Source organism: Streptomyces spongiicola, from assembly GCF_003122365.1.
GTDB lineage: Bacteria > Actinomycetota > Actinomycetes > Streptomycetales > Streptomycetaceae > Streptomyces > Streptomyces spongiicola.
In genome coordinates, this window is sequence record NZ_CP029254.1 from 1 (window position 1) to 22749 (window position 22749).

General features: G+C 71.5%; 17 protein-coding genes and 2 pseudogenes. 15 read left to right on the plus strand and 4 right to left on the minus strand.

Annotation, left to right across the window (positions count from 1 at the left end; translation table 11 throughout):
* Positions 1-499: 499 nt before the first annotated feature.
* From DDQ41_RS00005 to DDQ41_RS31140, 4 genes and pseudogenes are all read right to left on the minus strand, one after another.
* Positions 500-937: pseudogene (locus DDQ41_RS00005) on the minus strand (transposase); the annotation flags it as partial.
* A gap of 153 nt (positions 938-1090) precedes the next feature.
* The gene (locus DDQ41_RS00010; protein ID WP_109292576.1) at positions 1091-1345 is read right to left on the minus strand and encodes a helix-turn-helix domain-containing protein; all 255 of its coding nucleotides are present in this window, start codon (positions 1343-1345) and stop codon (positions 1091-1093) included.
* A complete protein-coding gene (locus DDQ41_RS31135) occupies positions 1345-1974 on the minus strand; it encodes a DUF2975 domain-containing protein (protein ID WP_162602599.1) in 630 nt (209 codons plus the stop codon). Before DDQ41_RS31135 ends, DDQ41_RS00010 begins: the two co-directional genes overlap by 1 nt.
* Positions 1975-2257: 283 nt before the next feature.
* Positions 2258-2947 carry a hypothetical protein gene (locus DDQ41_RS31140; protein ID WP_162602600.1) on the minus strand — a complete coding sequence of 230 codons (690 nt, stop codon included), beginning with the start codon at positions 2945-2947 and terminating at the stop codon, positions 2258-2260.
* Positions 2948-3256: 309 nt separating this feature from the next.
* Between DDQ41_RS31140 and DDQ41_RS00020 the strand changes: the two are divergent.
* The 15 genes and pseudogenes from DDQ41_RS00020 to DDQ41_RS00090 form a co-directional block, all read left to right on the plus strand.
* A pseudogene (locus DDQ41_RS00020) lies at positions 3257-3653 on the plus strand (helix-turn-helix domain-containing protein); the annotation flags it as partial.
* 173 nt (positions 3654-3826) lie between these two features.
* Complete coding sequence (locus tag DDQ41_RS00025; RefSeq protein WP_262508301.1) at positions 3827-4939, plus strand: ISAs1 family transposase; 1113 nt, start codon at positions 3827-3829, stop codon at positions 4937-4939.
* Positions 4940-5003: 64 nt separating this feature from the next.
* On the plus strand, positions 5004-5756 hold the full coding sequence (locus tag DDQ41_RS00030; RefSeq protein ID WP_162602601.1) for a 4'-phosphopantetheinyl transferase family protein: 753 nt from the start codon (positions 5004-5006) through the stop codon (positions 5754-5756).
* A 169-nt stretch (positions 5757-5925) separates the two neighbouring features.
* Entirely contained in the window at positions 5926-6342 is a 417-nt protein-coding gene (locus DDQ41_RS32835) for a hypothetical protein (protein WP_162602602.1), read from the plus strand.
* 299 nt (positions 6343-6641) lie between these two features.
* A complete protein-coding gene (locus DDQ41_RS00040) occupies positions 6642-7094 on the plus strand; it encodes a DoxX family protein (protein ID WP_109292580.1) in 453 nt (150 codons plus the stop codon).
* A 373-nt stretch (positions 7095-7467) separates the two neighbouring features.
* Positions 7468-8376, plus strand: coding sequence for an endo-beta-N-acetylglucosaminidase H (locus DDQ41_RS00045; RefSeq protein ID WP_109292581.1), 909 nt, complete (start codon positions 7468-7470; stop codon positions 8374-8376).
* A gap of 440 nt (positions 8377-8816) precedes the next feature.
* On the plus strand, positions 8817-11432 hold the full coding sequence (locus tag DDQ41_RS00050; RefSeq protein ID WP_109292582.1) for a CHAT domain-containing protein: 2616 nt from the start codon (positions 8817-8819) through the stop codon (positions 11430-11432).
* Positions 11433-11449: 17 nt separating this feature from the next.
* Positions 11450-11860 carry a hypothetical protein gene (locus DDQ41_RS00055; protein ID WP_162602603.1) on the plus strand — a complete coding sequence of 137 codons (411 nt, stop codon included), beginning with the start codon at positions 11450-11452 and terminating at the stop codon, positions 11858-11860.
* Positions 11847-12824: a hypothetical protein gene (locus DDQ41_RS00060; RefSeq protein ID WP_162602604.1), complete on the plus strand. Its 978-nt coding sequence runs from the start codon at positions 11847-11849 to the stop codon at positions 12822-12824. The genes DDQ41_RS00055 and DDQ41_RS00060 overlap by 14 nt, the downstream gene beginning before the upstream one ends.
* A gap of 1030 nt (positions 12825-13854) precedes the next feature.
* On the plus strand, positions 13855-14853 hold the full coding sequence (locus DDQ41_RS00065; protein ID WP_262508302.1) for a 3-oxoacyl-ACP synthase III family protein: 999 nt from the start codon (positions 13855-13857) through the stop codon (positions 14851-14853).
* Positions 14854-14855: 2 nt separating this feature from the next.
* A complete protein-coding gene (locus DDQ41_RS00070; RefSeq protein WP_262508303.1) occupies positions 14856-15803 on the plus strand; it encodes a 3-oxoacyl-[acyl-carrier-protein] synthase III C-terminal domain-containing protein in 948 nt (315 codons plus the stop codon).
* Positions 15803-17761, plus strand: coding sequence for a fatty acid CoA ligase family protein (locus DDQ41_RS00075; protein WP_109292587.1), 1959 nt, complete (start codon positions 15803-15805; stop codon positions 17759-17761). The genes DDQ41_RS00070 and DDQ41_RS00075 overlap by 1 nt, the downstream gene beginning before the upstream one ends.
* Positions 17758-18792, plus strand: coding sequence for an NAD-dependent epimerase/dehydratase family protein (locus tag DDQ41_RS00080; RefSeq protein ID WP_245991402.1), 1035 nt, complete (start codon positions 17758-17760; stop codon positions 18790-18792). Before DDQ41_RS00075 ends, DDQ41_RS00080 begins: the two co-directional genes overlap by 4 nt.
* A gap of 2 nt (positions 18793-18794) precedes the next feature.
* Complete coding sequence (locus DDQ41_RS00085) at positions 18795-21962, plus strand: non-ribosomal peptide synthetase (protein WP_109292589.1); 3168 nt, start codon at positions 18795-18797, stop codon at positions 21960-21962.
* A complete protein-coding gene (locus DDQ41_RS00090) occupies positions 21959-22651 on the plus strand; it encodes a formyltransferase family protein (protein ID WP_109292590.1) in 693 nt (230 codons plus the stop codon). Before DDQ41_RS00085 ends, DDQ41_RS00090 begins: the two co-directional genes overlap by 4 nt.
* Positions 22652-22749 lie beyond the last annotated feature (98 nt).

Genomic DNA, 22749 nt, shown 5'->3' on the forward strand with positions numbered 1-22749 from the left:
GAGCGGACCGTCTCCCCGCGGAGCGGGTGCTGTATCGCTGCGCGATACACAAGCGGCCGGCCCCGCTCCGCGGGGCCGCCCGCTTCCGCTCCGCGGAAGCGGGCGCGGCTCGCTCCGCTCCCCGCCGAACCGAAGATGGCTCGCTCCGCTCGCCAACAACCCGTAGCGCTCCACACCATGTAAGCGAAGCGCAGCACTCCGCACTGCCCAAAACACCACGCCCGCGCTCCGCGCGGGCAAACATAACGCTTCGCTGTGAAAAGCCGTCATACCTCTACTTCATGCGGGCCATGACGGAACACCACGCCGCCAGGCCGGCCAACCCCCACTCCCGCGCGCCCCTGTCGAGGGCGGCGATGACGGACCATCAAAAGCCTCATACCGAGAATCCACACCTACACGCCACAGCAAGAGTGCATCAAAACGAATAGCAGATAAGAACTGGCCCACCCTGCCCCAGCTCCCTAAGGGTTGTCCCGTAAACAATCTACGAGTCGCCTCAGACATACTCGGTGCTCGTGTGGCCCACTGATCTATCCGGCGAGGGCAAGGTCGTGCCGATACCGAGCACGGCGTCGTGGACGCCCTCGAGGCGGCAGTCGCGAAAGATCTCCCAGGCCTTCAAGCGGGCGAGGACCTACTCGACACGGGCTCGGACCTGCGTATGGGACTTGTTGTGTCCCTCCTTCCAGTCCGGGAGCTCGGTCTGGCCACGCTGCCGGCGGTGCAGGATGACAAGTCCGGTGCCCAGGTAACCGCCGTCGGCGATCGTGAGGATCTTGCCGACGGCAGCCTTGGCCCCAAACTCCTCCCACGCCCTACAGTCGTTGCGGTTCCCCGCAAGCGGCCGGCCCACCACAACGACCAGACGGGTGTCAGCGTCGATGACGACCCGGCGGTAGGTGGAGTACCGATAGTTCTTCGACCGCTCGACGATCGGGCCGCGTCAGCGTCGCTTGAGCCACTTGGTCGCGGCAACCGCGAGGGCGATCGCAGCTACGGTGACGGCCACTGCCATGATCTTCATCCAGGTGTCCATCATTGCGATCATCGGTGACTCCTTATTGGTACATGGATAGGTTGGGGTTCTTCATGCTGATTCGAAGCTGCTGTCGTCGGCTTCGCGGTAGCTGAGAAGGTCTCCCGGCTGGCAGTCCAGCGCGTGGCAGATGCTGGTGAGGGTGGTGAAGCGAATCGCTTTTGCGCGGCCGTTCTTGAGGATCGACAGGTTGACGTTGGTGACACCGACCGCGGCCGCGAGTTCTGTGAGCGTCATACCTCGCTCTGCGAGGAGACGGTCGAGATGCACATGGATGGCGCGGTTCTCGTTCGCCTCTGCCGGCATCAGACAGTCCCTTCGAGGTCCTCACGCATGGCTGCGCCGACGTTCATGATCCGCGCGAAGGTCAGCAGCCCGAGACCCGTCAGCATCGCCAGATAGGGGGCTGTCATGGTGTTCACCACCGTGTCGGGGGAGAACGCGACGTCCTTGGCAAGTGTCGCCAGCAGAGCCGCCTGGGCTACCGCCTGGGCGACCTCGGCGACCAGGCTGCCGACCAGCAGCAGCCACCCCAGGAGCCGCAGCCTGGCGGCGGTCTGCTCGGTGTAGACGCCGTCTTGCGCGGCCGATTGCAGGAGCCGGTTGAGTACCAGGAGCCCGCAGATCAGGAGAATCAGCGACGGGACGTCGGTGCAGAGTCCAAGGAACCGCTGGTAGCCGCTGGGGTTCTCGACGCAGTACTCGGGGATCGCGGAGACATGGGCTCCCGGACGGGTGCCGAAGAGGGCTTCAGTGGCACTCGAACTGCCTGCCGTCCAGTGGGCGGTGACGCAGTTCTCCGCGGCACTCCAGAACGGGACGCCCTGGTTGAACAGGCTGAAGGCGAGGGCGATAAGAAGCAGGCCGACAAGCAGCCGCAGAAGGCCTGAGACCGTTTTGGAGAAGGGTTCGAGGAGCTTGCGGTCCTCAGCCATCACGACCTCCGTGTATCGTTTTTCGATGTTATCGAGAAACGATACACGGCGATCGGGGATGAGGGAAGCTCCTGCCAGCGCGCCACCTCCCCGCTCACCCGCGGGACCGGCGCGTCGCGCACACCAGTGCGCACTTCGGCGGCCGTGGCCCTCACCATTCCCGCGCTGGCACTCATGCCATGCGTGAGAAGGCAGAGGGACCACGGCCGCCGGAGTTGCCTGCATCAGCCGGCGGCGGGGGCAGGCGATCAGGCAGGCACGCCCCACGTCATGTCGGAGCGGGTCACACGCGCTTGAGGTATCCGCCCTTGAAGCCGTCCTGGTCGGCCCAGACGCGGTGACGGCAGGACCAGACGCCGTACACCGCGAACTCGCCCTTCCAAACCGTCTCCGAATGCGCATTGTTGCCCGGGTCGGCGGAGATCCAGTTCCTGATCGGGCTGTGCTCGAACTTCAGAGCCGGCACCCAGTTCGTGTGGCTTGCCCACCCTCCGTAGACCTTCGTGGTCCTCGTGGCGGTAGTGCGGTAGTTGACACCGAGCTTCACCGTCGTGACCTTGACCCCGAAGATCGTGTCGGAAACGCTGTGCCAGACGCTCTTGTCGCCCGCAGTCCCCCGCGCGGACACCACCCCACCCTCCTCTTCCCTGTCGATGACGATGTCGCCGTCGGCAAGCACACTCCGCTTGGCGGCAGGACTCTCCACCGCATCCATGAACGCCTCAAAGTGATCCGGCGCGTTCAGGTAGCCGATGAACTTCTTCTGCTTCTCCGCAGGCAGCTCCTTGAACTGCGCGATCGTCTCAGCCGCACCAGGCTCCGACTTGGCCTCGAGCCACGCGACGTACGCCTCCGGCGTAGAGGGGATCTGGCTCTCCGCAGCCACGGCCTGGCCAGGCAGCCCCGCCAGAGTCATGGCCCCCATCGCCGCGGCAAGAATCCCGACAAATCCTCGTCGGGTGGTATTACGCATTCCACTTCACCCGGGGCGGTTCACCCAATGCATTCAAGCAAGCAGTGAAACGCAAGGACGAGGAGCACAAAGCTCCTCCACGCACGGCAGAATCCCCCGACGCCCCCCGCGTAGGCCGCGGTTGGTCTCCCACGGCCGTGACAGAACCTTCACACCGTCACCACCAGCACGGCAACAGGTGATCAAGAATTCTGAGGTTAACTTGAGCATCCACGGCGACTACGCCTAATGGGAGCTACGGAACCGGGGAATGCTCGGTTCCGTAAGGGCTGTCCCGTAACTGCTGGTCACAGGTGAGATGATCTTGGTGTGGCTGGTGTGATCACGGCGTCGGAGCCGTCCTGGATAGCCCCGTTCACCGGGCTGAGCCCGAGGCAGTTCGGGAAGCTGGTGACGGTTCTGCGTCGTGAGGGTGCGGACAGGCTGTTGCAAGGGCCGGCCGTGGAGCCTTCCGCTGGAGGACCGGGCACTGCTGGTCGCGGCGTACTGGCGCACGAACCTGACCATGCAGCAGCTCGCCCCGCTGTTCGGGGTGTCCAAGTCGGCGGCGGACCGCATCATCGACCATCTCGGGCCGATGCTCGCCCTCCAGCCCCGCAAGCGGTTCGCCAAGGACACCGTGCTCATCGTGGACGGCACCCTGGTCCCCACCCGGGATCACACCATCGCCGAGCGGTCGAAGAACTACCGGTACTCCACCAACCACCCAGGGCTGTTGCAAGGTTAGTTGATCTTGTGTTCGTGCTGGTCAGCGGGCCGTGTCCGAGACGGACGAAGCTCCGTTGTGATCGATGACGTCTCAAGTCCTCGATGAGCAACGGAGCTTCGGTGCTTCCTGAGTCTGCCATGTCCTGCCGGTGTCCGGGGTGCGCTGGGGGCGTGTCACCCGATGCCGGGGTGTTCGCGCTGGTCAACAACCTGCGTGACCCGCGTGATCCGCGCGGGTGTCAGTACCCGCTCGGTGCGGTGCTGCTTGTCGCGCTGTGTGCGCCGGCCTGTCGTTTCGACTCCTTCCGGGCGATGGGGCAGTGGGCGGCGGTGGCGCCCAGTGCCACGCTGGAACGGCTGGGGCTGCGCCGCCGCGGCGCCTTCGGCCTGGTGAAGACACCGAGCTCGGACACGATCCGCCGCGTGGTCAACGCGGTCATGCCGGGCGGGCTGGAGGGACTGCTGCGGGCCTTCCAGGACAAGGCGCGGGTGGTGGCCGTGGACGGCAAGTGCCTGCGGGGCTCGCGGGACGCGGCCGGGCAGGCAGTGATGGTGCTGGGGGCGATGCTGCAGGACGGCACGCTGATCGCACAGCAGAAGGTGGCGGACAAGGGCAGCGAGATCACCGGCTTCGCCGCGCTGCTGGCCGCGCTGGAGCTGGAGGACGCGGTAGTGGTCGCGGACGCGCTGCATACCCAGCGCGAGCACGCCAGGGTCCTGGTGGAGGAGTTCGGCGCGCACTACGCCTTCCCCGTCAAGCGCAACCAGCCCGAGCTGTGGAAGGCGTGCCGGAAGGTTCCCTGGCAGGGCGTGCGGGCCGCCTTCCGCTCCACCGTACGTGCTCACGGCCGCATCGATACGCGGGTGGTGGAGGTGGTGAGCTTCGACGGCCTGGACTTCCCCTGCGCGCGTCAGGTCGCCCGCATCACCCGGTACCGCACCGTGCAGGCGACCGGGAAGCGCAGCCGGGAGACGGTGTACGTGATCACCGACCTGCCCTCCGGCCAGGCCGACCCGCAGCGCATCGGGGAGATCGTGCAGGCCGAGTGGGGCATCGAGAACAAGATCCATTATGTGCAGGATGCGACCTTCGGCGAGGATGCCTCCCGTATTCGTACCGGCCACGGACCGCAGAACATGGCCACGTTGAGGTCGGTCGCCATGAACTTCCCGCGCAGGATAGGCAGTTCGATCGCAGACGCGCGTCGACAGCTCGCCCTCGCGCCACACACCACTCCACTTGACCTCCTCGGTATCCCCTGTGACCTGCACATTCGTGCCTGAAATCCGACCTTGCAACAGCCCTGCCGGCGAAGGGGGGTGCTCGGCGATGCGAGGAAGCCGGCGGGTGGCGCACGTGTGGTGCCGGACGGTGGCCGAAACGGCCGGGGCCGGGGACGTCCTTCGTGCGGCGGACGTCGAGTGGGCCCTGGACGAGGCCGAGTTGCGGCGCAGAGAAACGTTACGCCGCCCATCGGACCGGTCCCTGTTCACCGCGGCCTGGGGGCTGGTGCGCCACGCTCTCAGCGAGGTCGAACCCCGGGTCGGTCCCCACGAGTGGCGATTCCTGCGCTCGGGTCTCGGCCGCCCCGAGGTGCACGCCCCCGACTGGTGCCGTTCGCTGCGGTTCAACCTCTCGCACACGGACGGGACGGTGGCCTGCGTGGTCACCCGGGAGCTGCGGTGCGGGGTGGACGTGGAGCGCTCCGGCCGCGCGCTGCCGCTGCCCCGGCTGGCCCGGGCGGTGCTGTCGCCGCGCGAGCGGCGGGAGCTGGACGCGGCCCCCGCCGGGCGGCGCCAGGAACTGTTCCTGCGCTACTGGACGGTGAAGGAGGCGTACCTGAAGGCGATCGGGAGCGGGCTGCGATTCCCCATGCCGGCCTGCGAGTTCGACGTGGGGACCGGCCGGCCACGGCTGCGTTCGCTCGGCGCGGGGCACGAGCACGCCCGGTACACGTTCCGGCAGTGGGCGGCGCCCGACGGCGGGTTCCTCGCGGTCGCGATCCAGGGCCGCACCGTGCACGGGCCGGAGCGGGACGTCCCGGTCCGGGTGCGGACACCCCGGCCCCGCGAAGAAAGTCCGCAGCCCACCGCCTTCTGATTGGATTCACGCATGAGCGAATCAACCAGCCCTTTCGAGGATCAGGCCCAGTGGGAGCACTGGCTGGAGGAGAACCACGAAAGCGCGGCCGGAGTGTGGGTGAAGATCGCCAAGAAGGACAGCGGCATTCCGAGCGTCACCTATGTGCGTCCTGCGCACGGTCCGGGAGATGGCCGGCGACCATGTACGGCACAACGCGTACTGCATCGACTTTCCGGCCGACGTCCCGGACACCGCCGACTTCCGGCGGGAGTGCGTCGCCGGGGCGCCGGCCGACGACCGGACGCGGGCGAGCACTCTGGAGCGGCTCGGCAGCGGCGTGGTGGACCTGCGCACCCTCCCGTCGTACGGGCAGGTACCGGCACCGGGCCGCAGCCCGAGTCGGTCCCGGTGCCGCCACGGTCGCCGCGCTGCTGCCCACCGGCTGCACAGGCACGGGACAAAGCCGCCGAGAGCCTCCGCGACGGCCCCGCCGACCGCCAAGGCGTCACCAACCGGCGCCCGCAAGTCCATGGGGCAGGTGCTGCGCGATATCCACGACGCTGCCCAAGGCGTCAGCGACGACCACACGCGGATCCGGCGGTGAGGACGCCGCCGCGCCCGGGAAGACCGGGTGCGGCCACCGGCCCTGCCCGGGCATCACACGGGAATCGGCGTCTCACCGGCATCCGCACCAGGACCTGCTCGCCCGCCACGGCACCGGCTTGCCCGCGCGGACCGGCCCGTCCGACCACACTGCTCCTCGCGGGCGGGCGCCCGGGGCGCCCGTCGCTCGTCTGAACGCGCCGGGCCGCGCGTGCGTAGGGAGAAGGGGACGACACGCCCCGCCGGGCTCCCGCATGCCCGACGTGCCCGGAACACCGCGACATCCACGAGGAGCGCCCGATGAACACCGCACGCCTCAGCGATCGGCTGACGGCCCGTCAACCAATCGTCCTGGGCCTGTTCCGCATCGTCCTCGGGGTGCTGTTCACCAGCGAGGGCGCGGCCACCCTCTTCGGCGTGCTGGACCGCAGGGCCAGTCCGGTGGGCGAGTGGCCGTTCTGGTACGCCGGGGTGATCGAGCTGGTGTGCGGCGCGCTGGTCCTCCTCGGTGCCGGGACGCGCGGGGCGGCCTTCCTCAGCTCCGGGATCATGGCGTTCGCCTACTTCACCGAACACCAGCAGGACGGCCTGTTCCCGTTGCAGAACGGCGGTCTCGCCCCCGCGCTGTTCTGCTGGGGCTTCCTGCTCCTGGTCTTCTTCGGTCCGGGCTCCCCGGGCCTGGCGGGCGGCCGCCGCGCACCCGGCTCCCGGCCGACCGGGAGCCCCCTCCCCCCGCAGCAGGCGCGGGACTGACGCCCGGGGCCGCCGCGCGCCCGAACCGCCGGCCCGGCGGTCGGGCGGGCCCCACGCCGGTTGGCGGTGCCGTGGCTGACGCCGTCAATCCCCTGGTTTCGTGGAGACCGGATCTCGGCGTCACACGGCGGCTTCTTCCTGGACCCCGTGAATCCCAACTTCCCCTGCGATCACGGACTCCACGCCACGAGGGGACACTCATGGCCTTTCGCCGAGAAGGGCCTCAGGGAGGTTGCAGCGGTGCGTACGGGGAAGTGGTGAAGAGTTCACGCACGGTTCCCGGTGCCCGGATTCGGCAGCGGAGCTTCGGAGAGCCCTTTCGGCGCTTCCGCACGACCCGGGTGCCAGACATGCGACGGGAGACCAGCCCACGATGTTCGATCAGGTACGGAACAGAGTACGGACAGCCGCGCTCGCCCTCTCGGCCGTCACAGCCCTCACCTTGTGTACGACCGGAGCGGCGGCGGACACCGCTCCCGCCGAACAGGGGCCGACCTCGGTGGTCTACGTCGAGGTGAACAGCAACAGCCTCCTCAACGTCGGCAGGTACACGCTCGCCGACGGTGGCGGCAACGCCTTCGACGTCGCCGTGATCTTCGCGGCGAACATCAACTACGACACGAACACGAAGTCGGCGTACCTGCACTTCAACGAGAACGTGCAGCGCGTCCTCGACAACGCGGCCACGGAGATACGGCCGCTCCAGCAGCAGGGCATCAAGGTCGTGCTCTCGGTACTCGGCAACCACCAGGGCGCGGGGTTCGCCAACTTCACCTCCCAGCAGGCGGCGTCGGCGTTCGCGAAGGAGATGTCGGACGCCGTGGCCCGGTACGGCCTCGACGGCATCGACTTCGACGACGAGTACGCCGAGTACGGCCGCAACGGCACGGCCCTGCCCAACGACAGTTCGTTCGTGCACCTGGTGACGGCGCTGCGGGCGAACATGCCGGACAAGATCATCAGCCTCTACAACATCGGTCCGGCAGCCTCGCGCCTGTCCTACGACGGCGTCGACATCTCCTCCGCGTTCGACTACGCCTCGAACCCGTACTACGGCACCTGGGGGGTTCCCCGCGTCGCACTGCCCAAGTCGCGGTTGTCGCCGGCAGCCGTCTGGATCGGCCGCACCTCGCCGAGCACATCCGCCTACCTCGCCCGCCGCACCGTCACCGAGGGCTACGGCGTCTATCTCACGTACGACCTCGACGGCACCGATCGCAGCGCCGACGTCTCCGCGTTCACCAGGGAGCTGTACGGCAGTGACGCCGTCTACACGCCGTAGGCCACCCGCGCGTCCCCGCACGCGCCCCGTTCCGCGGCCAGCCCGCCCCGTCCCATAGCCCCGCGCCCGCACAGGCACTTTGACAACGATGTCTGAACGGAGGTCGGACGCCTGCCTGTTGCCTCGCGGCGGGGCGGCAGGCAGGCCCTCGCGGCATCCCCGGGAGGGAAGATCCCGCGGTGCGGCCGTACCTGGACGGGCACACGGCTTCTCCACGAGATAGCCCCTCCGGTTGCGCGGACGGTGACACCCCGCGTTCGGCGGGGACATGTCGCCGGCCGTCACCGGCCCTTCCACAGCGAGGGCGGCGCTGCCGTGAGGGCCTTCGCCCTCACCGGGCGCGATCCCCGGCACGGCGTGTCTGATCCGCCGAGCCAGGGGAAGCTCTGGGACGAGAGTCGGATGCGGCCGGGCCCACCCGGGCCGGAACAGGGGGACCCATGGGCTGGGCCGAGCAGATGCGGGAGGCAGAGCACCGGTTGGAGGAGGGCGACCTCGACGAGGCGATCGACCGCTTCGGGGCCGCCCTGCGGGAGGGCGACCTCCAGAGCGCAGGTGTCGACCGGGAGACCGACATCCGGCGGAGCCTGGCCCGGCTTCACAAGACCAGGGACGACTACCCGAAAGCCCGAGCGGCTCTCGACACCGCGTTGAGCAGACTGCGATCCCATCCCCGGGCCGTGCGGGCCGAGGCGCTCGTACTGGTGGACCTGGCCTCGCTCCAGCGGGAGTGGGGCGACAACATCGAAGCGGAACGTACCCTCTCGCGAGTACCGGCCGGGTCCGGCTCGCTGGACGACGAGGTACTGGCCGCGCTCCACGTGGAGCGCGGCATCGTACGCAAGGACCTGGGCCGGCTGAGCGATGCGCGTGGAGACCTCGAGGAGGGGCTGCGGCTGGCCCGGCGGGCCCGGCTGACCGGTCTGGCCGGGCATGCCAGGACAGGTCTGGGACTGCTCGCCGTACTGCTCAACGACCTCAAGGGAGCCGAACGGCACTACCGTGCCGCCCGCCGCGCCTACCGGTCGATCCCCGACGCCGAGAACGAGTCGATCATCTGGCACAACCTCGGTGTCCTGTACGACAAGCAGGACCGGCCCGCCGACGCGTTGCGGTGCTACCGCAAGGCGCTGGAGATGGACGCGGCACTTGGTTCCGAGGTGGGCGTCGCGGAGAACCTCTCCGCGACGGCCTCGCTGCTGCAGGCCCGCGGGCGGGCAGCCGATGCGCGCGCCCTGCACCTCCGCGCCCTGGAGCTGTACACCGGGGTCGAGCACAAGCAGGGTGCCGTGACCGCTCTCGTGAACCTTGCGATCGTGGCCAGGCAGTCGGGCGAGCCGGTCGAGGAACACCTGCGGGCGGCGCTGCGGCTGGCCGAGGAGGTGGGCAACCCGCGCGATGTCGCCGACGTCCGGTTCGTATGGGGCGACTGCCATCTCGTGGACGGACGGACGGACGACGCCTTCGCGCACTACCTGGAGGCGGCGCGGGCCCAGTCCGGGATGCGCAGCATGCTGAGCGAGCGGGAAGCACTGAGCTACTTCGACGAGTCACGCGGCGACGAGGTGCTGGACAGGCTGGTCCGGCTGTCCGCCGACGCGGGAGACACGCGCCGCGCGCTGATGTGTGCCGAAGCGGCCAAGGGCCGGGAACTGATCCGCCGTCTGGCCGGGGCCCCAGGGCCCGATGGAACGGATCGTCGGCTGCGTTCGCCGGACCCGGAACTGGCGCTCTTCACGGCGGACGAAGGCGCCTGGTTCGAGCAGGTGACCGCACTACTGCAGCACCACGGCAGCGGGGGCCGCCCGTGTCACCTCGTGGAGTTCCACCTCGCCGAGAAGACCGCCGTGGTGTTCGTCCTCACCGCGCACGATACCGAGCCCATCGCGGTTCCGGTCAGCACCGACCGCGCGCTGCTCCGGGACGTGACGCGGCGATGGGCCGGCAACGGCGCGGTCCGGGGAGACCGTCGCGAGGAATGGCTTCAGCTGACGGTCCCGCTGCTGGAACCGCTTGCGGACCGGATTCCCCCCGGCGAACGAATCGTCCTGGTCCCCCACGACGCGCTCCATCGCGTACCGCTCCACGCCGTCCCGCTGCAGGGGACACCGCTGGGCATTCGCAACCCGGTCACCTACGCCCCCAGCATCACGGTGCTGGAACACATCAGGCAGCGCGCGCACCATACCGGCGATGCCCTCGTGATCGACACCTCGGGCCACTCCGGTGACCTCGTCTTCGCCTCCGAGCAGGCCCTGAGCGTCACGGAGACACTGACCGGCGCGGGCCATCGGGTCACCGCACTGCCCGCGGCGAACACCGCCCGAAGGCCGCCGGGCCGCCGGGAGGTGCTCGGCGCACTGCGGAGTGTGGACGGGCCTCGCATCCTGCACATCGCCGGACACGGACGATTCGATCCGCAGGACCCCATGCGGTCCGGTATTCCGCTGGGCGAACGGTCGCTGACCGCACGCGATCTCGCGGAGCTGCGGCTGCGCTGCGAACTGGTGACGGTGGGGACCTGTGAGAGCGGCGTGGTGGACCGGCACCCGGGGGACGAGTTGCTCGGTCTCGCCCGCGCTCTGGTCATCGCCGGCGCGGACGCCTTGCTGCTCAGCCTGTGGGAAGTGGACCAGCTCTCCACCGGCATGCTGCTGCGGCACTTCTACGGTGCGTGGCTCACCGACGGGGAGCCGAAGGCGCAAGCGCTTCGGACGGCGCAACGCGCCCTGCGTGACAGCACCGCTCACGACGCCCGCCGCTACGCGCAGACGGCGCGTGAGCGCTCCACGATCGATCCGCACGCCGAGGCCGCGATCAAGCTGGCCGAAGCCAAGGTGTGCCTGGCAGCCCGTGACCACACCGCAGCCCACGCCCTGGCAGCCGACGCCGACGGCTCGCACACTCTGTCGGATTCGGAACGCCTCGATGCCGAACGGGTGCAGAGGATGGCCAGACTGGGCAGTCTGGACGAGTCGGAGCCGGACTACGATCGCCGACTGTACGACGACATGCGCCACTGGGCCGCCTTCGTGCTCGTCGGACTGGGCGGCTGATCGGAAGGGGGATCGCCGTGGTGGACTGGGGAGCACGCGTACGAGAGGTCATGGAAGGGGAGATCCCCGCGTCGGACGAGGCCGGGGAGACCCCCGTGGTGGCGTGCGCTCCGGACGTCGGCCTGGACGCCGTGCTCGCCGACGTGAACGTACTCGACCTGCTGGAGGCCGGGATGCCGGGGCTCGTGGTGGTCGACGCCGGACGTCCCGTCGGGTACGTGCCCGCGCGCGTGCTGCGGGAGCACCTGCTGGAGTACCTGCCCGACACCGGAACCATGGGCCCGGAGGCACTCGACGGCGACCTCCAGCCGCCGCCGGCATTGACGTTGACCTGCTCGGTCTGCCGCACGTCGAACACCGTGCTCGTCTACGTCCGGGGCCGCACGCTGTGCACACAGGGCCACACACTGACCCTTGACTGGGCCTGACATGCTCACCGGGACACTGGAGAAGCTCGGCGGGCAGCTCGGGCGGCGCTTCCTGATCGCGGTGTGGCTGCCCAACCTCCTCTTCTGGGGTGGTCTCACGGCCCTGGCCGTCACGGGGTGGGGCTGGACGGAGGCCGCGCGATGGTGGCACGAGCGCAGCACCGAGGCCCGGGCCGCGATGGCGTTGGGAGCCTTCACCGCCTCGCTGCTGATCGGCTCCGTGTGGTCGGCGCGTCTTCCGGCACTGGTGCGACTGCTCGCGGGCTACTGGCCCGGACTCCCTGGCCTGGCCCGGCTGCGCCGGCGGCGCGCCGGGCGGTACCGGCGGCGGCACGGGACCGTGGTGACGGATCCGAGGGTCTTCGCGCGCGAGGCCCCGTACTACCCCTCGGCGGCCGAGGACGTGATGCCGACCCGCTTCGGCAACGTGCTCCGATCCGCCGAGACCCACCCGTACGACCGCTACGGGATCGACGCCGTCCTCGTCTGGCCCCGGCTCTACCCGGTGCTCCCGCAGCGCTTCGCCGCCCAGCTCGCGGTTGCCGCGTCCGACGTCGATCTGATGGTGACGCTGTGCGGTCTGGGCGTGCTGTTCGCCGGGGGCGGCGGGGTGCTCGCGGCAGCCGTCGTGTCCTGGTACGCCGCGCTGCTGTGCTGTGGCGGCGGGCTGCTGCTGGCATGGATCGCCTACCGCGGGGCGGTCCAGACCGCGCTCGCCTACGCGGCAATGGTCAAATCGGCGTTCGACGTGCACCGCGGCCGCCTCATCGACGCCATGGGCCTGGAGCGGCCGGTGAGCTGGAAGACGGAACTCGACCAGTGGCGACAGCTCGGACACGTCTGGCTGCAGGGGACACCTGAAGACGGACCGGGAGCCGGGAAGCTGCGCTATCCGGAACGGCCCTGCCCGCCCTGCCCGGTGTGCCACCCCGTCCGATCCGGAAGCCCGTCCCCGACGCCGTGACACGGTGCCTCCCACGAGCCCGAGCGTCGGCCACACCCCCCGGGCGGCGGCCCGGCACTGTCCCAGCCGCCCTCCAGGGGCCGGCCGATCAGAGGACGCGCTCCCAGGGCCTCCGGCGGAGCCGGGAGCGGGCCCGCAGTCCGCCAGAACCGCCAGAACCGCCAGGACCGCCAGAGCCGCCACGACCGGCGTCCCCGGCGTCATCCGCCGGGTCCGCGACCGGGCCACCCCCGACCCGGGTGCCCGCGGGCCGCACCGGGGCGGGGAAGACCGGGGCAGCGCTCGCGCCATCGCCGCCGACCCGGCCTTCCGCCGGGGTCCGGTCTTCCCCGTCCCGCCGCCGGTCGGCGCCGCCCTCGGCACCGGCGCGACACGCCCGGTGCGGGGACCGCCTCGGCCGCCGCGGTGGCCGGGACTGCCCGTTCCGTCCACCGGCGCCTCCTCCTCCGGGCCGGAACAGGTCGCAACGCCGGCGTCCGGCCCGGTCGAAATCCGGACAGCCACGTGGGCCGACGGCGGGCAATCGGCCCACGGTGACATTGCGCCCGCGCCACCGGACGAATGAGAAAGCGAGCGGGAATTCCCGCTTGGACGCCGTTCTTCCTGCGTCCGGAAACAGCCTGATGAGAAGTTGCCGCATTCAACGGAATATTTCGTTCCGACTATGTGTCGCCATCCTGTCGCCATAAGCGGCCGCAGGTTTTCCGCCATCACGCAGAGCGATCCCGCACCGACGGCGAGTGGCGATCGTCACAGACCCGCAGCGTGAGACCTCCCGTATCGGTGCGATAGCGTCGATGTACAGCACACCGGCGTCAGGGATCCTCTGTCGGCGGACCATGTCCCGCCGACGGTGAAACCAGAATTTTGCGACGGCTTCACGGAACCGGAACATGACGCGGACAAGGATTCCCTGACACCTGTTCATGGTTCACCGCGACATCGCGCCGGGTGAACGAGAAACCACCGGGAGAAGTTCGTGTACCACAGTCGCTTAGAGTCCATCGGGGCCTATCTGCCATCGGCATCCATGAGCACTCCGGAACTCCTCGCCCGTATGGAGAAAGCGCCTGAGTTCGACCTGCAGAGAATTACCGGAATGGCCGAGCGCCGGGTCGCGGACGACACCGCCGGCAACCCCGAGGACTGCCTCACCATGGCCCTCTCGGCGGCCCGCACATGCCTCGGCCGCTCGCGCTACGCCGCCGGCGAGATCGACATCGTGGTCTCGTGCTCCATCAGCCGTACGACGGACGGCCGGCGCCACCAGTTCGAGCCCTCGTTCGCCCGGCGCATCGCCGGGGAACTGGGCGCGCACGAGGCGATCCACTTCGATGTGTCCAACGCCTGCGCAGGCATGATGACCGGTGTCTACCTCGTGGACCGGATGATCCGCTCCGGTGAGGTGCGCAGCGGTCTGGTGCTCAGCGGAGAGCACATCACCCCGATCGCCTTCACCGCCGCGCGCGAGATGGCCGACAGCCGGGACCCGCAGTTCGCCTCGCTCTCCGTCGGCGACTCCGCCGTCGCCGTCCTCGTCGACCGCGCCGCCGACGACGCCGACGTCATCCACGACATCGAGCTGATGACCTGCTCGGAGTACGCGCATCTGTGCCTGGGCATGCCCAGCGACGACACCGGCGATCTGGCCATGTACACCAACAACAAGGAGATGCACGCCGAGGACCGTCTCTCGCTGTGGCCGGCCTTCCACCGCGACAGGCTCGCCGGCGACGGCCGCCGGTTCGCCGACGAGGGGTACGACTTCGTGATCCAGCACCAGGTCGGCAGCCGCTTCATCGACTTCATGAACCGGGTGGGCGAGAGCGGTTTCGGGACACCGATGCCCGAGTCGCTGTCGGTGGTCGGGGAGTTCGCCAACACCGCGACCACATCCCACTACCTGGCCCTGCACCAGGCGCTCACGGAGCGCCGCATCCCCAGGGGCTCGAAGATCCTCATGGTGCCCGCCGCCTCCGGCGTGGTGACCGGGTTCCTGTCCGCCACCGTCTCCTCCCTGGAGGTGTGAGCATGGCCACCGTCATCACCTCGACGGCGCTCAGCCCGGCCGACGAGACCGGCAGCGCGATCGGATACGCGGCGTCCGCCGGCAGTGCGTGCCTGCGGCGGGCGGGGCTCACCCCCGCGGACGTCGACGTGCTGATCAACGTCGGCGTCTACCGCGACTCCAACCTCTCCGAGCCTTCGATCGCCGCGCTCATCCAGAAGCGCATCGGCATCAACCCGGACTACCTCCACGCCACCGAACGGCGTGCCGCGTTCTCGTTCGACCTGATGAACGGTGCCTGCGGTGTGCTCAACGCCGTCCAGGCCGGGGGTTCGCTGCTGGCGGCCGGCAGCGCCCGCCGGGTGCTGGTCGTCTCGGCCGACACCCACCCCTCGACGGACCCCGCACGAGCGGGGACGGCCGAATTCCCGTACGCGAGCACCGGCGCGGCCCTGCTGCTGGAACGCGGGCCCGGTGACCGCGGCTTCGGGCGGGTGCACCACCGCTCGGCGCGGGGAGCCCACGGCGTCAACGGATACCTGCCGCTGTACGAGGCCGGCTCCGACGGCCGGAACACCATAGCCGTCGACCGCGAGCGAGGCGTGGTGGAGCGGATGCTCGATCTCGCGGTCGACTCGGTGCGCGGCGCGCTGGCGGCCGAGTACGGTGCGGAAGCGGCCCAGGCTCCGACGGTCCTGGACGGCACGCTGCTGATCACCTCTCAGCCGTCGCACGACTTCGCCTCCCGTCTGTCCAAGCGCCTGGGCCTGGCATCCGACGCCGCGGTGACCGTCGAAGGGCTCACGGGCGACCCGCACACCTCGGCACTCGCCTACGGTTTCACCCAGGCCCGGGACTCGGGACGGCTCCGGGGCCACGACCGGATCCTCTTCCTCGCCGTCGGGGCGGGCCTGAGTTCGGCGACGTCCCTCTACCGGCTGAGCGGCGGCGCCGAGGAAGCGGCCCGCTGATGTCCGCCACCGTCACCGGGACGGCCCGGCACACGTCCCTGCCCGGGCTGCTCGCCCGGCACGCCGCCCGCACCCCCGGCAGGACGGCCGTCGTCCATCCCTCCGGAGGGCGGGGACCGTCCGGATCACCCGCCTACACGTCGGTCGGCTACGGCGACTTCGCCGCCCGGGTCACCGCGTGCTCCGCCGGTCTGCGCGCTCGGGGCATCGGCCCCGGTACCCGTACGGCCCTGCTGGTGACCCCCGGCGCCGACCTGCTCGTCCTGGTCTTCGCCCTGCTGCACACGGGCGCGGTTCCCGTGGTGGTGGACCCCGGCATGGGACTGGGACGCATGCTGGACTGCATCCGCCGGGTGGGGGTCCAGGCCTTCGTCGGCGTACCGTCCGCGCAGCTGCTCCGGCGCCTCCGGCCGCGTGCCTTCGCCGGAGTGAAGAGCGTGGTCACGCTGCCCCGGGGAGGCGGGCTCGGGGAGCTGACCGCACTCGGCGCGGACCGGCCCCAGCCGCCTCCGCACGCGTGCGGGCCGGACGACGTCGCGCTGATCGGCTACACCACCGGCAGTACGGGTCCGGCCAAGCCCGTCGAGATCACCGCCGGCATGCTGCGGGGGATGGCGCACGGCGTCGAGGCCGGCCACTTCACCGCCGAGATGACCAGCACCCTGGTCACCATGCCGCTGATGGGTGTGTTCGACCTCGCGGCGGGCCGCACGGTGGTGGTGCCGAGGATGAACATGGGCCGGGTCGGCGCCGCCGACCCGAGGCTGCTCACCGACGCGATCCGGCGCTTCGGTGTGCACGCCGTGTTCGCCTCGCCCGCCCTGCTGGGACCGCTCTCGGCCCATCTGGCGGACACCGGCACCCGGGTGCCGTCACTGCGTCTGGTCGTCTCCGGTGGAGCCCCGGTGAGTCCTGGGCTGATGCGCGCGCTGCGCGCCGTACTGCCGGGCGACGCCCGGGTGTTCAGCACCTACGGATCGACCGAGGCGCTGCCGGTGGCGCTGGTCGAGAGCCGGGAGGCACTGGCCGGACCCGCCGACGGCCCGGCCGCCGCCCTCGGCGTCTGCGTGGGGCGGCCCGCGCCCGGCGCGACGGTCCGCACCATCGAGGTCGGCGACGGGCCCATACCCTCCTGGACACCGGGACTCCCCGTCGCCGAAGGCGAGATCGGCGAGATCGTGGTCAGCGGCGAGGCGGTCAGCCCGCGCTACTTCCGCTCACCCTGGGCCGACGCCGCGCACAAGATCCAGGACGGCGGGCGCCGCTGGCACCGCACCGGTGACGTCGGATGGATCGACGGCGAGGGCCGCATCTGGTTCTGCGGACGCAAGAGCCACCGCGTCCGCACGGCGCACGGCGACCTGCACACCGTGCGGTGCGAAGGGGTCTTCAACTCCCATCCGCAGGTCCAACGCACGGCGCTGGTGGGCTTCGGCCCGCACGGTGGGCAGCGGCCCGTGCTGTGCGTGGAACTCCGGCCGGACACGGGTCCGGGGCACTGGCCGCGGATCGAGCGGGAGTTGCGCGCTCTGGGCGCCGGCAACCCGGTGACCAAGGGGATCGAGGACTTCCTGCCGCACCCGGGGTTCCCCGTGGACATCCGCCACAACGCCAAGATCCGCCGGGAGCTGCTGGCCGGCTGGGCCGAGGACCGGCTCACCGGCAGCCGCCGCCCGACCGCCGCGGACCGGGCGCTGCGCGCCGTCCCGCTGCTCGGCTGGGCCTATCTGGCCGCCTGGCCGCTGCTGCCCTGGGACCACCCGGCGCTGACCGCGCTGTGGTGGCTCGACGCCTTCCTGAGCGTCGTCGTCCATGCGCTCCAGATACCGTCCGCCCTGCGCAGGGAGCGGGAACTGGCCACCGGGCGGAGGCCCTGGGCGACGGCCGCGCTGACGATGCTGTTCGGTGCGACCCGGTGGCGCCGGCACGGCGGCCGGCCGAAGGGGGCGGCCTCGTGAAGGTACTGGTGACGGGCGCGTCCGGGTTCCTGGGCAGCCACATCGTCGACGCCTGCCTGCGCGCGGGCGACACGGTGCGGGTCCTGGTCCGCGAGGAGAGCGACCTCAGCCGTCTGCGCACCGTCGCGGGTGTCGAGTTCGCGTACGGAGATCTGCGCGACACCGCGTCCCTGCGGAGGGCGGCGGAAGGAGTCGACGTCGTGCACCACAGCGCGGCCCGAGTCTCCGACCGGGGCACCCGGGCCCAGTTCCGGGACGAGAACGTCCGGGGCACCGAGCGGCTGATGGCGGCGGCCCGGCGGGGCGGGGCACGGCGCTTCGTGTTCATCGGCAGCCCCAGCGCGCTGATGGGCGTCCGCGGCGGTGACCGGCTCGGCATCGACGAGAGCGAGCCCTACCCCGCACGGCACCTCAACCTCTACTCGCAGACCAAGGCCGAGGCGGAGCGTCTCGTCCTGGCCGCCGACCGCGGGGAGTTCACCACCGTCGCACTGCGCCCGCGGGCCGTGTGGGGCCCGCGTGACCACTCCGGATTCATGCCCCGGCTGATCGCGAAGATGATGACGGGAAGCCTGCCCGACCTCTCCGGCGGCAGGCCGGTCCACGCCTCGCTGTGCTACTGCGAGAACGCCGCCGACGCCTGCGTACGGGCGGCACGTGCCGACGGGGTCGGCGGCCGGGCGTACTTCGTCGCCGACCGGGAGCCGGTGGAGGTGTGGAGCATGCTCGCCGCCCTCGCCGGAAGGTTCGGGGGCAGGCCCCCCACCCGGCAGGTCCCCCTCGGACCGCTGCGGGCGCTCGCCGCCACGGCGGACACGCTCTGGAAGCTGCCGCCGCTGGCCAAGCACTCCTCCCCGCCGCTGTCCCGGTACACGCTGGCCCTGCTGACGCGTTCGGCGACCTACGACACCGCGGCCGCACGGCGGGACCTGGCCCCGCCGCCGGTCGCCCACGACACGGGGATGGCCCGGCTCGAGGCCTGGATCGACAGCATCGGCGGCGTCGACGCGTACATCAGGAAGGTGCGGTAGTCATGAGCAGGCAGCACGCCACCGCGGGCGGCGGTGCCGGTACCGGGACGGGCGGCCGGGCGGCCTTCCGCCGCCCCGTCTCCCCCACCGAGTGGTCCTACCTCGCCGCGGCCCGGCTGGGCGGCGAACTGCTGGTGCTCCAGCTGGTGGTCGAGGGCACCGGGCCGATCGACGCCCTGGCCCTCGGCCGTGCCGTGGCCGAGGCCTCGGCTTCCTGCCCCGGCTCGCGGCTGGTGCGCCGGGGCAGGATGTGGGTCGACAGCGGGCGTTCCCCACGGGTCGTGGTCGCCGAAGGAGCGTCTTTCGACCGCACGGCGCTCACCGGACCGCCGGAACTGCGCACCCCGCTCGCCCGCGCCGAAAACCGCCCGGGCTGCGAAGTGCTGCTGCTCAGCGGCGAACCCGGCACCGTGGTCTTCAGGGCGTCCCACGCCGTGATGGACCTCAGGGGCGTCTCGCTGTGGGCCGCGGAGGTGTTCCGGGCCCTGCGCGGTGAACCGCCGCGGGGCGCCGCGGACCCGCTGACCGACTACGCGCTCCTGGAGGCGGTGGGCCGGGCCGGCCGGCGGCCCCGTCTCGGGCTCGACCAGCACTCACCGCTCGGCGGCCGGCCCGGCAGCGGTTCGGTGTGGCGGCGGCGTACGGTGGCGGGCCGCCATCCGGCGCTGGCCGCCAAGGTGGCGGCGGCGGTCGCCGAGGCCGTACCCGGCCCGGGGGCCCGGATCATGGTGCCCGTGGACCTGCGGCGCCACGGCCCCGGTGTGTCGTCGACGGCCAACCTGGCCCTGCCGGTGTTCCTGGACGTCCCGTCCGGCCAGAGCGCTAACACCGTGCAGCGGCGGCTGCTGGGCGCGCTGGCCTCCCGGCGGGAACTGGCGGCCGGCGCGGAAGCGGCCCTGGCGCGCCTGCCGCTTCCGGCGGCGGCGGCGCTGGTGGGCTCGTCACGGGCAGCCGCCTCGGCACGGCACCGGTACCCGGCGTCGGCCATCGTGTCGAACGCGGGCCGTCTGGCGCCTGCCGACTTCCAGGCCGGGGAGTTCACCGCGACGACCGTGTACGCCCTGCCGGTGCACGCTCCCCTGGTACCGGTCGGCATCGCGCTGCTGGAACTGCCCGAGCACGTCGAGATCGTGGTCTCCGGCCGTGGGGCCGCTGACGTCGGCGAGCGCTGCGAGGCCCTGCTGGACCGCATCGGCTCGGCGCTGGGCGCGGACACACCGGCCTCGTTCCCGCCGGTCCCGGCAGCGCCGCGGGAGCCCGGCGCCGCCGGGCCGCTGCTCGCGCCCGGACCCGGCGGCCTTCCCCCGCTGGACGGCTCGGTGGTGCAGCTGTTCCGGGCGCAGGTCGCCCGCCGGCCGGACGCACCCGCCGTGCTCGGCGACGGCCTGCGTTGGTCGTACGCGGAACTGGACCGCCGCTCCGACGCCGTCGCGGCCGGACTGCTCGCCCGCGGCGTCCGGCGCGGCGAGGTCGTCGGCGTCCTGGCCGACCGCTCGGCGCCGGGCCTGGCCGGGGTCTGGGGCGTGCTGAAGGCGGGCGCCGCCTTCCTGCCCGTCGACGTACGCAATCCGGCGCGGCGGGTCGAGGAACTGCTGCGCGACGCGGGGGCCCGCATCTGCCTCGCGGAGGCGGCCTGGTGCGACCGGGCTCGGGGCAGCGGCTGCGCGACGCTCCTCCTCGAGCACGTCGCGGGCGACGGAGCGACCGCCGACGAGCGAGGCCGGGCGGCCCTCGCCGCCGCCGCTCCCGGACCCGACGACCTGGCGTACGTCGTCCACACCTCGGGCTCCACCGGCAGGCCCAAGGGCGTCGAGATCGAGCACCGCAGCCTGACCAACGTCGTCGGGTGGATCGCCCCCTTCATGCGCTGCGACGAGGAGACCCGGGCCGCGTACTCCTTCTCCCCCGCGTTCGACCTCTCGGTCATGCAGATCTTCCCGCCCCTGGTGCACGGCGGCGCCGTGGTGCCGGTGCCCGGTGAACTCGACCACGTCAAGCTGCGCGAGTTGTTCTCCGGACGGCTGGCCAACACGCTCGGGCTGACGCCGACCCATCTCGACCTGGCCTGGCGCCTCGGGATCCGCCCCACGGGCATCCGCGCCCTCCAGTCGGGCGGCGAGAACCTCACCGCGGCGAGCCGCGACCGGGCACGCGCGTCCTTCGGGCCCGACTGCCTCTTCGTGAACGTCTACGGCCCCACCGAGGCCACGGTGGCCTGCACCGTCGCCGTCGTGGGCGACGGCACCGGGCGCCCGTCCGCACCGATCGGGGTGCCGGTGCACCGCACGTCGGTGGCCGTACTCGACGAGCGGGGACACGAAGTCCCGGACGGCGAGCCGGGCGAACTCCACGTGACCGGCGTCCAGTTGGCGCGCGGCTACCTCGGCCGCCCCGACCTGACGGCCGAGCGCTTCGTCTACCTCCCGGACGGCCGGCGCGCCTACCGCACGGGCGATCTGGTGCTCCGCCTGCCCGACGGACAGCTGGAGTACACCGGCCGGATCGACTCCCAGGTGAAGATCCGCGGTCACCGTGTCGAGCCGGGCGAGGTCGAGGCCGCGCTCACCGCCCTGCCGGACGTCGCGCAGGCCGCGGTGGTCGCCCGCCGCAGGAACGACACCGGCGCGCAGGCGCTGTGCGCCTTCGTGGTGCCGGTCCGGGGCGCCACCGCCTTCGACGAGGCGGGCCTACGGGCGGAACTCGGGCGCTCGCTGCCGTCCCACCTGGTGCCGACGGTGATGCGCGCGGTCACCCGGCTGCCGGAGACGGCCAGCGGCAAGACCGACCGCGGCGCGCTGCCGAACCCCTTCGACGAGGCGCCCGCTCCCACGGGGGCGGCGGACGGGCCGGAACCCGCGACCGGACCGCGCCCCGCGGGGGCCGCGGACGAGCCCGGGCCCGGTGCGGCAGCGGTGACGGCCGGGATCTGGGCCCGTGTCCTGCGCTGCGAGGCCGCGGACCTCGACGCCTCGTCCGACTTCCACGCGCTGGGCGGCGACTCGCTCGCCGTCCTGGAGATGCTGGCAGCGCTGGGCCGGGAACTGCCGGGGAGGGAGCTGTCGGGGAGGGACGCGGAGCAGCGGTTCCTGGCGCGGCTCGGCCCACTGAGCGGCACGCTGACGCTCGGCCGGGTGGTCGAGGCCGTCGAGGCGCTGCGGAGCGAGTCGTGATCTTCGTCGGAGAGGGCGCCCTGCTGTGGCGCGCCGTTCGGCACACCCTCGACAGCGACCTGCCGGTGGACCTGGTCTGCGGGCCTGCCCCGGCGGTGGAAGCCGCTCGGCCCGATGTTCCCTTCCGGGCCGCCGCGGACGTCAACTCCGTGGCCGGCGAGCTGGTCGCCGCCAGCACGGACGGCGTCGTCTGGTCGCTGAACAACAGGATGATCTTCCGTGCGCCGGTGCTGTCCAGCGGGCTGCGGGTCCTCAACGTCCACCACGGCCCGCTGCCCGCCTACCGGGGGCTGCCCGAAGTGGCCCTGGTCTACGCGATGCTGCGCGGCGAGCGGGAGTTCGCCGCGACCCTCCACCGGGTGGACGCGGGAATCGACACCGGGCCGGAACTGGCCGCCGACCGCTATCCGATCGGGCGCGACGAGCCGTTCCACACGGTCCTGCGCCGGGGGCTGCGGATCTGCCAAGGGCTCTTCGAGCGATGTCTGCCCCTGGTGGCGGCCGACCCCGACTGGAGCGGCGAACCGGACCGCCCGGACCGCCCGGGCGGCGGCGGGCCCGGCGGGTACTTCGGCCGCAGGGAACTGGCCCGTCTGCCGGAGCACCGGGACCACCCGGATTTCGGCCGGGCCACCGACCTGGGCTTCCTGGCGGGCTATCTCCCGGAACTCGCCTCGGTCCTGGAGTGAGGCGGCCGAGGGTCCCGCGGGGCCGCATGCAGCGCGGTCGCCGCCCGTCGCGGTGCCGCCCGTCCGCGCGGCGCCTCCGGCCGCTGCGGCCCGCTGCG